At 60.8% G+C, this 12,514-nt stretch carries 6 protein-coding genes; 3 read left to right on the plus strand and 3 right to left on the minus strand.

Annotated features, from left to right (window positions below; translation table 11 throughout):
* Positions 1 to 51: 51 nt before the first annotated feature.
* Positions 52 to 4,305, minus strand: a complete 4,254-nt coding sequence (locus tag CRI93_RS13430; RefSeq protein WP_098063159.1) for an endonuclease — start codon at positions 4,303 to 4,305, stop codon at positions 52 to 54.
* 344 nt (positions 4,306 to 4,649) lie between these two features.
* On the opposite strand from CRI93_RS13430, the gene CRI93_RS13435 reads away from it, so the two are divergent.
* The gene (locus tag CRI93_RS13435) at positions 4,650 to 6,374 is read left to right on the plus strand and encodes a potassium channel family protein (RefSeq protein WP_098063160.1); all 1,725 of its coding nucleotides are present in this window, start codon (positions 4,650 to 4,652) and stop codon (positions 6,372 to 6,374) included.
* Between the two features lie 199 nt (positions 6,375 to 6,573).
* Complete coding sequence (locus CRI93_RS13440) at positions 6,574 to 8,025, plus strand: Glu/Leu/Phe/Val family dehydrogenase (protein WP_098063161.1); 1,452 nt, start codon at positions 6,574 to 6,576, stop codon at positions 8,023 to 8,025.
* Between the two features lie 110 nt (positions 8,026 to 8,135).
* Here the strand turns inward: CRI93_RS13440 and CRI93_RS13445 are convergent, their stop codons facing one another.
* Positions 8,136 to 10,574 carry a serine/threonine-protein kinase gene (locus tag CRI93_RS13445; protein ID WP_098063162.1) on the minus strand — a complete coding sequence of 813 codons (2,439 nt, stop codon included), beginning with the start codon at positions 10,572 to 10,574 and terminating at the stop codon, positions 8,136 to 8,138.
* A 273-nt stretch (positions 10,575 to 10,847) separates the two neighbouring features.
* Positions 10,848 to 11,411 carry a sigma-70 family RNA polymerase sigma factor gene (locus CRI93_RS13450; RefSeq protein WP_098063163.1) on the minus strand — a complete coding sequence of 188 codons (564 nt, stop codon included), beginning with the start codon at positions 11,409 to 11,411 and terminating at the stop codon, positions 10,848 to 10,850.
* A 355-nt stretch (positions 11,412 to 11,766) separates the two neighbouring features.
* Here CRI93_RS13450 and CRI93_RS13455 point away from each other — a divergent pair, with 355 nt between their 5' ends.
* On the plus strand, positions 11,767 to 12,459 hold the full coding sequence (locus CRI93_RS13455) for a porin family protein (protein ID WP_176521877.1): 693 nt from the start codon (positions 11,767 to 11,769) through the stop codon (positions 12,457 to 12,459).
* The last annotated feature ends 55 nt before the right edge of the window (positions 12,460 to 12,514 follow it).

Consider the following 12,514-nt stretch of genomic DNA (forward strand, 5'->3'; position numbering starts at 1 on the left):
GGCGAGGGCGTTCGTATCCAAAAAAAGCAGCAAGGAGGCAGGCGGGGGCGATTACCGCACGATGGTTACGCGTTGCACATCGGTCGCGCCACCTCCGCTGATGCGAAGGAAGTAGACGCCGCTGGCCAGGGCGCGGGCGCCGGTGCGTCCGTCCCATGCCAGGTGGTGGACGCCAGCGGTTTTGGCACCGCGTTCCAGCAGACCGACCCGCTGGCCGAGCATGTTGTACACGGCGATCTCGACCTCCATGGCCTCGGGCACGGCGTACTCGATGGTGGTTTGGCTTTGGAACGGATTCGGGTAGTTCGGGTGCAGCGTCAGTGCCTCGGGGCGAGCATCATCGCCCGGCTCTACGGCGCCAATGTTCAGCGCGAGGCGCGTGGTGCCGCTCTGACCCACGGGGATGCGCGCCGTGCCATTGCTCATGGCGTAGGTGCGTCCGGTGGCGGTGTTGGTGAGCTCAACGGACGGCAGCGCGGTGTCGTCCCATCCGGTGTGCTGCAGGCGCAGTGTGGCGGTGCTACCCGCGATGCCACGCAGCGTGAGGTCGAGCTGCTGCGAAGCGCTCTCGGACGGCGCCACGAGGGCCGCGTAGTCGTCGGAGCCGCGCTCCATGCGCAGCGAGGCAGCGTCGAAGTGGGACGGTGGTGCACGGTGGGTGGTTACGGATTGTGCATCGGGCGCAAACGTGACGCTGAAGCCAGAGAGCGGGGCCTCGTTGGCCGTGCCTGCGAGCGTGAGGGTGCGCGGCGTGTTGGCCTCGGCGCTGTTGTTGGCCGTTGCGTTGCTTGCAGGTGCGCTAAGCGGCAATGTAAGCTCGGTGCGATCGGTTTCGTTGAGGACGTAATAGGCTTCGCCATCAGCGTTGGCGCTGGCGAAGTTCGTGGCTTGCTGCCAGGCGCCATCCCACTGCCAGAGCGGGGCGTTCAAGCCGTTAGCCGTTTGCACCGTCTCCCAGCTGAGATCCGAGAGCAGCGGGTTGGAGACGATATTCCAGCCGCTTTGCACCGCAATGGCCGGGTCGGCCTCGGTTGTGGATTCGAGCGTGGTGATCTCGCCCGAGAACGACCAGTCGTCTTGGGCAATGATCCAGAAGCCGTTGCCGGGCTGGAAGGTGAAGACCTCGCTGCCGTCGTAGGGCGCAAGGGCATCGCTTTCGCTGTCGGCCCCGGTTTCGCGGAAGGCGCGCCAGTCGGGCCCTTGCGTGCCCGAGAGCGTAGAGGCTACATCTACATCCACCTGTCCGGGCAGGGCCAGCAGGCGGTAGCTGGTGCTCTGGGCAGGATCATCAAACGAGCGCGTCAGCGTAATTGGTTGCGCGTCGGTGTCGGTATTGAGATCCGACGGGCGCATGGGAATGAGCTGAAATTCGTCGTTGAAGACGCCCACTACGCCGGTGTAGAAGAACGACCCATCGGGGATGGGCGTGCCGCCGAGCGCGCTTTCGTCGGCCGTTTGCACGCGGAATGTAATCGCATCGCCGCTGCTGTTCTCGGCGGTGTACGAGGTGCCGTTGCTGAATTCATTGTCGGTGGCGTCCGTCAGCGTAAGCGGGCTGGATACGGACACCAGTTCGCTTTCGTAGTTGGCGCCATTCTGCACCACTTCGCTCACCGACACCGATTGCGGCGTGGGCGCAGTGCCCTGTTCCACAATTTCATAGCTGTCGAGGCTTTCGTTGTTAATCTGCACGAGGCCATTGAAGGCAGACACAAAGCCGGTTATCCGCAGCACGGTACCAGGCTCGATGGCGCCGTCTTCGATGTCTTGCCGGAAGTTACCGCTGATGGGGCCGAACGTCTGCCGGATGGTGATCCCGCTGGTGCCGTCGGCACCGCTGTTATCCTGAATGCGGACATAACCGCCGTAGGCCCGCGACACGGTGCCTTCGATGGTCACACGCGTGTTTTCATCCACCTCGCGCGCATCGGCAATGGGCAGTTCGGTGCTCTCCGGCTCCAGATCGACCCGGTCAATGAGGGAGGGGTCGAGCGCAAACGGGTTCAGCTTGTTGCCCTGCTGGCTGGCGATGAGCACGTTGCGGCGCTGCTCCTCGGCAGACACCGGGTGATCGTTGTGCCACGTGCGCAGGTCGGCTTCCTGCTGACCGAGGAAGCTGCCGTCGGCGCGCCCTGGATATACGAGTTGGAAGTAGAAGAGCGCACGAGCGACTTCGCCTTTGCCTACATCGCGCGGCTCAAAGCGGCTCTGCGAGCGATTGTCGGTATCCTCGAACACGCGGCTCCATGTAGGCTGCTCACTTTCAGGCGGAGCAACGTTCTGGCTGACAGTGCCGCGGTACCAGGTGTCCACATTTTCGGGCGGAATGTCTCCAAACGCAAAGTTGCTACGGGCGCTATTTACGTTTTCGCGGGCGGGCACCAGAATGTGCATATTGCTACGGGCGGGCAACTCGCCGGCGCCCAGGCTCTGGGGCCACAGGTGTTCGGCGTTGATGCCCCCTTCGATCATCGAAGCGCGCGGGCTCTGGCCGTCAAGTAGCGGCGCCGTGTAACCACTATAGAACGCCTCGACCTCACCACCGACGTTAAACACGCGCCCGTAGAGCGAGTCGCGGGCTACGTCGTACTCATAGGTAGGTGGCGCGCCGAAGTCTTCGCGGAGCTGCTCGGCCAGTTCGATGCCGTCCAGGTCCGGATAGAGCGTGGTTTGGGCAGTTGCGTCGTCCTGAATCCAGAACGTGTGCGTAGCGGGAAAGGCGGCACCGACCTCGCCATTCGCAGCAATGGTTAGCTCCAGCCGCTCAATGCCCTCCTCTTCGCCATCGTCGACAATGTCGAGCGTGATGGTTTGCGGGGCGGCATCGGGCCCGGTAAAGGTAAAGGTGGTGGGATCCGAAAAGCCGGTCACGTCGGTGCTGGGATCGGCATCACCTCCGGCAGTGATTGTGACATCGACCGACTGGCCATCTTCCAGCGCAGGTGGCACCACCGAGACAGAGGCGCCGCTGTCGCCCTCCAACGTGCGCGTGTACACGCGATTGAAGCGCGCAGCAGGTACCGATTCAATGTCGCTCGGACGGATGGGGATGAGCTGGCGGTCCTCGAAGAAGGTGCCCACGACGCCCTCGTAGTTAAAGGCGCCCTCGGGAATGGGTGTACCAATGATGTTGGTTTCCAGGTCTTGCTGCACCCGGAAGGTCACCAGATCGCCCTCCGTATTCTGCACGTTGTACGACGTGTCGCCCTCGAACGTGGCGTCCGGCTCGGTGCCCGAGAAGCTAAGCCCCGAGAGGCGCACAAGCACGCTTTCGTAGTTGGAGTCGGCACTGCCGTCGAGCACATCGTTTACGGAAACCTCGATGGGTTCGGGCGGTGCGTTTTGCTCCACCACCTCGTAGCCCGTAAGGTCGGCCCCGTTGATCTGCACCAGATTGTTGAAGGCGGAGACCGTGCCGCTTACACGCAGTACGGTGCCTGGCTGAATGGTGCCGTCTTCGATGTCAGACTGGAAGGCGGTGCTGTTCTCGCCATCAGCCTGGCGCAGCACAATGCCGCTGGCTCCTGTTGCGCCGCTTTCGTCTTGGATGCGGGCGTACGCGCCAAAGGTGCGCGACACGGTGCCTTCGATGATGACCTCGCTGCCGTCAACCTGGTCACGAGCCTCGTCGATGGAAATGGCGGTGCCGTCGGTGGGCGGCGTTGGCTCTTCGTTGCCGGGCTCATCGCCCCCCCCGTTGAGCGACGCGCCTTCGACAGTGATGTTGTCGAAGCGATTGTTGCCGCTGCTGCTGGTGGATCCATCGAGCGTGAAGCGCACCACGAGGTCAGGATTGTCGTTGGCTGCTGCAACGCTGCTCAGGTCGAGGGTTCGCAGGCTGTAGCTATCCGGGGTCGTGATCGTCTCCAGATCGGTGAAAGTCGCACCTCCGTCGGTGCTGTACGAGACAGCCTGTTCGCTGAATCCGGTGCCTGTGCCCTGTGTCGCATAAGCCACCTGGATGTCTTCGTAGCCCTCAGTCGACACGTTCAGGTCGAAGTGCTCTCCATTGTTGGCCTGATCGGTTGCACCCTGAATCACAAAGCTATCGCCTGCCGGAGCGCCGTTCTGGGCGTTCACGCTGGAGCCGCCAAAGCTTGCTACGCCGCTCTCGTCGAAGCTGTATGTGAGCGTGCCGCTCCCGTCGTTGGCATCTACGGGTGCGGGCCAGGCCGGGGTGCCATCGGCGGGTGCGTTGAAGTTCCAGTAGTGTACCAGGTCTTGCGCAGCAGCAGGCGTAGCCAGCGTACCAACAAGTAGAAAAAGCGCAGCCATCCAGGCCGCAGATGCGTATCGTAATCTCATAACAAGCGGGATACCACTAAGAGCACAGCAACGGTGGGTGTAGCGCACAGAATGGATAACGATGTGCTACTACATGATGCAATGTATACACTGGCCCCGTCGATGGGAAGCCCACTCTGCAAGATCTTGACGAATCTACACCCTGAAAACAGGCTGTAACACGTGCTCAAAGCGTGTTTCATGAAGTTAAAATGATGGATTCTGTTCCGGTGAGGGGCTGCTGAACCACACAGTGTGCTTGGCTTAAGAGGAGCGCTTTCGAATCCAGAAATCTTCGAAAGTGTAGGCATACGCTTTTTCGCATCCCGCTACACGCCTTTTCGTACGCCCGCCCCCTGCGTCCTATGAAGTTTTACAGCACCCAGCTCGCCTATCTATTTGACGATAAGGAGGCTCGTCGTAATCTCGTCTCCCTATTCAAGTACATCGGGTTTCTGCTGCTCACCATGGTGGTGCTGTCGGTCGGCTTTCAGTTGATCATGCACTACGTAGAAGGGCAGTCGCACACCTGGGTGTCGGCCTTCTACTGGACGCTCGTTACGATGAGCACACTGGGCTTTGGCGATATCACCTTCTACACCGATGTTGGGCGCCTCTACAGCATGTTCGTGGTGGTTACCGGCATTATTCTGCTGCTAATTGTGCTGCCCTTTGCGTTCATCCGCTACTTCTATGCGCCCTGGCTCGAAGCGCAGATCCATGCCCGCGCTCCGCGCCAAGTTGATGGCGACCTGGAGGGCCACGTCATTTTTTGCAATCACGACCCCGTCGTGCCTGGTCTCATCGAGCGGCTGGATACCGAAGGCGTGCCGTACGTGCTCATTGAGTCGGACCCCGATCGGGCGTCTGATTTCTATCTCGACGGCGTCTCTGTTATCCTGGGCGATGTGGACGACCCCGCCACCTATGAGGCAGCGCGCGTGCAGCATGCAGAGGCAGTTATTGCCAACCGAAGCGATGTCGAGAATACAAACATTGCGCTAACGGTTCGCGAAACTGCGCCCAATACGCCCATCATAGCGATTGCGCACTCGCGCGATGCCATTGATATCCTTGAGCTTAGCGGATGCACGACCGTGCTGCCGTTAAAGCACATGCTGGGCGAGCAGCTTGCCAACCGCATCAATGCGGGTCATGCAGAATGCCACCCTATTGGAACCTATGAGGACCTCGTGCTGGCCGAGATGCCGGTGCAGGGCACGCCGCTGGAGGGCCGCACGGTGCGGAACACCAACCTGCGGGCCGAGACCGGGGTGAGCATTATTGGCGTGTGGGAGCGCGGAACCCTAAAGCAGGCGCGTCCTGACACGGAGCTCACTATGTCGAGCGTGCCTGTCGTTATTGGTACGGAGTCACAGATTCAGGCGCTCAACAAGCGGCTCACTCCCTATGCGATTAGCGATCATCCGGTGTTGGTTATTGGTGGGGGCACCGTCGGGGAGGCAACAGCGCGCGCTTTGTTGAATCGCGGCATCGATGTGCATATCGTGGAGCGCGATGCCAGCCGCTGCGCTGTGCTGCGCCGCCTGCCTGCTACTGCGTTCGAGGGCACGCTCACCGTGTTCGAGGGGGATGCCTCTGACTATGCCCTGCTCGACGAGGCAGGTATCCAAGAGGCGCCCTCGGTGTTGCTCACCACCCACGACGATGCGATGAACATCTATCTGGCGTCGTACTGCCGTCGCCTGAATCCTAAACTGCGCATCGTAAGCCGCATTGTGCACCAGCGCAACATGGAGGCCATTCACCGTGCCGGGGCCGACTTCGTGCTGGGCTATGCAATGCTCGGACTCGAATCAATCTGGGCGGCGCTCACTGACAAAGAGCTTGTTGTGATGGGCGAAGGCCTCGACCTGTTCACGCGCACGGTACCTGCAGCCCTCAATGACCAGACCCTGGCCGAGAGCGGCATTGGGGCGCGCACCGGATTGACTGTGGTGGCGGTGCTCTGCCCCAACCGCGACCTCATCACGCAAGTCCGTGCCGACACAAGACTCGAAGAGGGCATGAACCTGCTCATGGTGGGCACCGATGCGCAGTATCAGTCGTTTGTGGTTCAGTACGGGTAGGGGCCTTCGGCAGCCTTTGCGTATCCAACCCGCCGTGCGCGGCGCGTTTTCGCGAACATCATGCAAATGAACGTGCAAGATTGTCGGAAGCGCTTACAATATTCCAGGGTACTGCTTGCTGTTGTATCCAGCAGCCGTTTAACTAAACGCCTGTACACTGTGCGCTCCCATTTTTTGCATCGACTTTCCGCTTCTGCCTATGAATCCCGCATCCACCGATACAGCCAACGGCGCCGACCATGGGTTCTCCGCCCAGGTAAACCGTATGTTTGACACGGCGGCCGTGCATACCGACCACCCTGAAGGCGTACTGCACCAGATTCGGGCGTGCGATAACATCGTCCGGTTCGAGTTTCCGGTCAAGCTCGACGATGGAAGCATTGAGGTGATACGCGCCTACCGGGCTGAGCACAGCCATCACAAGAAACCGACCAAAGGCGGCATTCGCTACGCGCTGAACGTCAATGTTGACGAGGTGATGGCCCTCGCCTCCCTCATGAGCTACAAATGCGCCATTGTAGATGTGCCGTTTGGCGGTGCCAAGGGCGGGGTGTGCATCGACGCACGCAACTATTCGGTGCACGAACTGGAGCGCATTACCCGCCGCTACACGTTCGAGCTGATCCGGAAGAACTTCATCGGTGCTGGGGTTGACGTGCCGGCTCCCGATTACGGCACCGGGCCGCGCGAGATGGCCTGGATCATGGATACGTACAACCAGATGACTGATGACGACCTGAACGGCCTGGCCTGCGTAACGGGCAAGCCGGTAGGGCAAGGTGGCGTGCGCGGGCGCACCGAGGCCACGGGCCGCGGCGTGTATTACGGCATTCGTGAGGCCTGTGCGTTCAAGAAAGACATGAAGGCGTTGGGCCTGGATACCGGCACCGCAGGCAAATCGGTGGTGGTGCAGGGAATTGGGAACGTGGGCTACCATGCCGCCCGCATCCTGCAAGACGAAGGCGACGCCACCATTGTGGGTATCGCCGAAATTGAAGGGGCCATCTACGATCCCAGCGGGCTCGACATCCACGACGTGGTCGCGCATCGTGAGGAAACCGGGTCGATTCTGGACTTCCCGGGCGCCACCAATCTCGAGGATTCGTCGGACGCGTTGGAACTGGAGTGCGACATTCTGGTGCCGGCGGCCCTCGAAGGGGTCATCACACATGAGAATGCCCCGAACGTAAAGGCCAAGATCATCGCCGAGGCGGCTAACGGCCCCGTTACCACGCAGGCCGACACGATTCTGACTGAGAAGGGCGCGCTCGTCATCCCGGATGTGTACCTGAATGCAGGGGGCGTTACGGTGTCGTACTTCGAATGGCTGCGTAACCTCTCGCACGTGCGCCACGGGCGCATGAGCCGCCGCTTTGAGGAACGCAACGCCGAACGCATCCTGCGTGCTGTGGATGAGCTTACCGACCAGAACTTCGATGAGAAGCTCATGGAAGACCTCGTGGAGCGGGTTGGCTTCGGCGCCAGCGAAGAGGATCTTGTCAACTCCGGGTTGGAGGACACGATGGCCTTTGCCTACGAGGAGATCCGCTCAGAGCGAGAGAAGTATGGGGTCGACATGCGCACCGCTGCATTCGTAAGTGCTATCAATAAGATCGCGAAGTCGTACGCCGACATGGGCATCTTTCCCTGATGCTTGCGTAGGGCTACTGACCAGCATTACGCACAACATTGTTCAGGGGGAGGCGCCACGCAGCGTCTCCCCCTGTGTTAGGTGGGATGCACAGGAGACTGCCGTATCGGCTATTCCCCTTCAGGTCCGCTGGGCACGCCGCCCGTTTGGCGAAGCACCTGTTCAGCGCGCTGGGTGCGCCAATCATCGGGGCCAAACATAGCGCGAAAGCCGCGATAGACTGGGATGAGGCGCGCGCGCCCTTCAGCAATCTGCCCTTGTTGCAGCAATGCCAGTCCCAAGATACCCTGTGCCGCCTGCATCTCCCAGTGGGTTTCGGGCACAAACTGCCCCAGCATCGCGATGCCCTCGCGGACCATTTCCTCGGCTTGGGCACCATTGCCGCGTTCAGTTTCTAACCAGCTGTACCGAATGAGCGACGAGGCAATGTGCGGGTGCTCGTTGGGCAGAATAGAGCGCCGCAGGGCCAGCGCCTCCTCGTGCATGGCTGCGGCCTGTTCGTAGTCTCCATTCAGGTGGAGCGAGAATGCGTAGCGCGCCATTGCCGAGGCCCGCCCCGGATACTCGTCTCCAAACTGCGCCCGAAAGGCTGCAATGGCCTCCCGATGTGTTGGCAGCGCCTCCTCAAACTGGCCCTGGTCTTGAAGCGCTACAGCGAGATTATGCAAGTAGGTGGCTCGTGCCTCGGGCGAGTCCGTGATCGCCAACGCCCTACGTAGAAGCGGCTCGCCCTGCGCGCCGCGTCCCGATTCGTTATAGAGGATGGCCAGGCCGTTTAGATAGCTGGCTACGGCCGCATGCGCAGCACCATACTCATTTTCGGCCAGGGTTACCGCCTGCCGTAACTGACGTTCGGCCTCGGCATAGTCGCCCGTACGAAAAAGCAAGTAGCCCAGTGCCGACCGGGTGTCGGCTTCGTCTTCCGCATGGCCATGCCCTTCGGTGCGCAGCGCCAGCGCCTCGCGCAGGAGCGGTTCGCCCTGCTCGTAAAGCCCGAGTCCGCTGTAAACGCGACCCAGCGTAGTCTGTAAGTCTGCCCGGACGGCGGGGGCCTCGTCCATGCTCGTGTCCAGTTGGGCGGTGCCCCGGTCCATGACCTCGCGCACGGTCAAATTGGGAGTGCCCGCATTCATTTCAGGGTTCGAGGCCGTAAACAGATTGGTGAGGAACGACGTTACGGCCTCCGACTTGTCGCGCTCGGCCCGCATCTGCTGCGAGTACTGCGTGATAGTAATCGCATAAGCACCGACCAGTGCTATCACAAGGGCCGCCGTAGCAACGCCCCACCGATTGCGCCGCACGAACGTTTGTAGTTGATACCACGACGTGGCCGTGCGCGCTTGCACCGGGCGGTTGTCGAGGTAGCGGCCGATGTCGCGTCTAAGGTCGGCGGCGGTGCCATAGCGATCTTCGGGCGCACACGCCATGGCCTGCTCAATGACTACCCGAAGGTCGCTACGCAGATAGCGGTCCAGCGCCGAGGCAGTACAGTCGCGTTTGGCCGCAATGGAGTCGCGCTCGGCAGCGGGTCGGTCGGCAAACTGTTCGTGCATCGGACGCAGATTGCCTTCGCACACGGCCTGCATCATGGCATAGGGCGCGGTCGTGTCCGCATCCACTGGACGACACCCGCAGATGAGCTCGTAGCAGACGCGGCCCAGCGCGTAGACATCGGTGCGCGTGCTGATAGTCCGCTGCTCAATCTGTTCGGGTGCGGCATAGCCGGGCGTAAGTGGATGGGCGCCGGTCTGCGTTTCGTATGGATCTACGCCAGTAGGGCCGCCTGTGGCATCGAGCACCTTTGCGATGCCAAAGTCGAGCAGCCGCACCTGGCCGTCGTCGGTCACCAGGATGTTCGACGGCTTCAGATCACGATGCACAATCAGGTTCTGATGCGCATGCTGCACGGCTTCCATCACCTGCCGCATAAGTTGCAGCCGTTCGGGAATGGAGAGCCGGTGTGTGTTAGAGTACGTGGTGATGGGGGTGCCCTCAACATACTCCATCACCACGTAGGGATGCCCATCGGACGTGGCCCCTGCATCAATGATGTGGGCGATATTGGGATGATTGAGGGCTGCTAAGATGCTCCGCTCCTGTGCAAAGCGCTCCCCAAAGTTCCGGCGCTGGCTTTGCCGCAGCACTTTCACAGCAACGACCTGATCGAAGAGTCCGTCGCTGCGATGGGCTTTGTAGACCCGACTGCTGCCTCCGGTGTCAATCAATTCGTCAATCGTGTAGGCATCGAGCGTGGTGCCGGGCTCCACGTTATCAGACAAGCGGTTGCCCGAGGCATCGTTGCCCGTGGCTCCTTCCATAGCGTCGTCAACGGCTTGCTGCATCCAGGTCCCTGCACACTGCCAGGCGTCGTGGTCAAGCAGCATAGGGGCGCCTGTGGCTGCTTTGAGCAGAGCATGGGCCTCTTCCTGAAGCTCAGGCTCGTTGGGGAACGCAGCGCGAATCACTGCTGCGCGCTCGTTGGGGGGAGCATCCAGCGCTGCATCCAGTGCGTCGTTCAGTGCCTGCCAGTGTGTGGTAACAAGAGACATAGGGGGCGGGGGGATCGAGCATCAGAGCACACTACCAAGCATTACGCAAGAACGCTTGGCCTAAATGAAGCCGAACTGTGTGACCGGAGGGTAACAGACCGCAGTAACTGCCACAAAGAGAAGGTGCGCGTTCTTTGCGCGTCGACGCGAAGCAAAGCGTTCTGTGCCGACTTCGTACCGTCGCATCATACACATTGCTTCTGCGGGCACCGCCGCGTTTCAATTTTATGCGGAGCGGCTGCAAAACGCTCAGCCGTGTGCGCCCGCCTCCGGTTAGCTGTCCTCATCAAGCGCACGGGCGAGCCAGCCTTTGGCCTTGCGCCAGTCGCGGCGTACCGTGCGGGCCGATACGTCGAGCAGTTCGGCAATTTCTTTCTCCGTCATTCCACCAAAAAAGCGGTATTCAACAACTTTGGCCATGCGCTCATCCATTTCGGCAAGCTGCGAAAGCGCCGCATCCAGCGCAATAAAAAGATGCGCCGTTTCCTCGCTATCGGAGAGCTGCACGTTTTCAAGGTTAAAATGCGGAGCTCCGCCACCGCGTTTCTGAGCGGTGCGGCGACGTGCGTAATCCACCAGAATATTGCGCATGATGCGGGAGGCCATCGCATAGAAATGCAAGCGGCTTTCCCACTGTACCTGCGTCTGATCGATCAGCTTGAGGTAGCACTCGTGCACCAGCGCTGTTGTGCTCAACGTATGGTCGCTGCGCTCGCGCCGCATGCGGTGGCTTGCCAGCGTGCGTAGTTCGTCATACACCGCGTCCCACAAGCGCTCCTCGGCCTGTGCATTGCCCTGCTGATATTTTCGTAGTAGCTGAGTTACATTTTCGTCCATAGGCAGAGCAACAAGCAGGTAGGGGGAACGCGGGGTACACTGCGCACAACATGCCTTGTGTTGGGACAGGTCGCGCGTGGGTGCACATCGCATATGCGGTTGCAACCTGAACGTACGACGCGGCATCCGCATATGCAACCGGCGTGATCCACAGGTTCCACGGTTCCTCTACATTATTCTGCTACATGCTGCCTATCTGTGTGTATCGTAATGCCTCATGCATCGGCTTGCACGCCTCCCTATGGGCTCCGGAAGGCATGAAGGCCCGGCGCACAGCCAGCGTCAGCGGGATCACTATGCTCGCATTTCTCGTGTAATCGCCGCTTTTGTTTTGATCCTACCCACCCCCTGTCCCGTGGTTGTTCGATTGCTGCCCGCGTTGCTTCGTACACTGTGCGCGGCTGGATGCCTGGCGCTCGTTGTGCTCTTTCCCGGCGCACTGCCCAGCACAGGCCAGTCGGTTTCGTTTGGAGTAGTGGCGGGTGCCAATATTGCCACCGTATCCCCGGAGCCCGATCTGTCTACCGGATTCCGCACGACCGTCGCTGCAGGCGGAGGAATGCTCGTTGACTTACCTGGCCCGGTTGACCTGCAGCAAGAGGTGCTGTTCTCGCAGAAAGGCACCGCCGTTACCGAAACGTTTGGGCAGGTCAACTACACGGCCTCGTACATCGAATTTCCGCTTCAACTGCGCGTGGCGCTGCCGTCGGTGTGGCGTCTGGATCTGTTCGCCACCGGCGGCGGGTCGTTTGGGCTGAAAGCGTTCGAAAACCAATCGAGCGGCAGCACGCTCGAATTGCAGTTGCCCGATGAGGGCTCGTTCTTTGAGCGCACCGACGCCAGCGCGGTCGTTGGCTTTGGCGCTACCTTCGACGAAGGGCCCAGCCCGCTGAGCGTGTTCGTGCGCTACATGCATGGGCTGCGCGAGGTGTCGCAGGGCCGCACCGATGTGGGCCCCGACATAGAGGAAAACCCGTTCCGTGACAATCCTTTCCCGGAAAGTGCGAAAACCCGAACGGTTACACTCGGCCTGATGATTGGGCTGTAGCCCGCTGCGCTGCTGAATTGCTGTCGTACATTCGTTCTGCTTTGCCTCCCCCCGT

The organism is Longimonas halophila (genome assembly GCF_002554705.1).
Lineage (GTDB): Bacteria > Bacteroidota > Rhodothermia > Rhodothermales > Salinibacteraceae > Longimonas > Longimonas halophila.

Bases quoted from the DNA above. Each gene is read 5' to 3' on its own strand.
- CRI93_RS13430 (WP_098063159.1), bottom strand. From the start codon at position 4,305: ATGAGATTACGATACGCATCTGCGGCCTGGATGGCTGCGCTTTTTCTA.
- CRI93_RS13435 (WP_098063160.1), top strand. From the start codon at position 4,650: ATGAAGTTTTACAGCACCCAGCTCGCCTATCTATTTGACGATAAGGAG.
- CRI93_RS13440 (WP_098063161.1), top strand. From the start codon at position 6,574: ATGAATCCCGCATCCACCGATACAGCCAACGGCGCCGACCATGGGTTC.
- CRI93_RS13445 (WP_098063162.1), bottom strand. From the start codon at position 10,574: ATGTCTCTTGTTACCACACACTGGCAGGCACTGAACGACGCACTGGAT.
- CRI93_RS13450 (WP_098063163.1), bottom strand. From the start codon at position 11,411: ATGGACGAAAATGTAACTCAGCTACTACGAAAATATCAGCAGGGCAAT.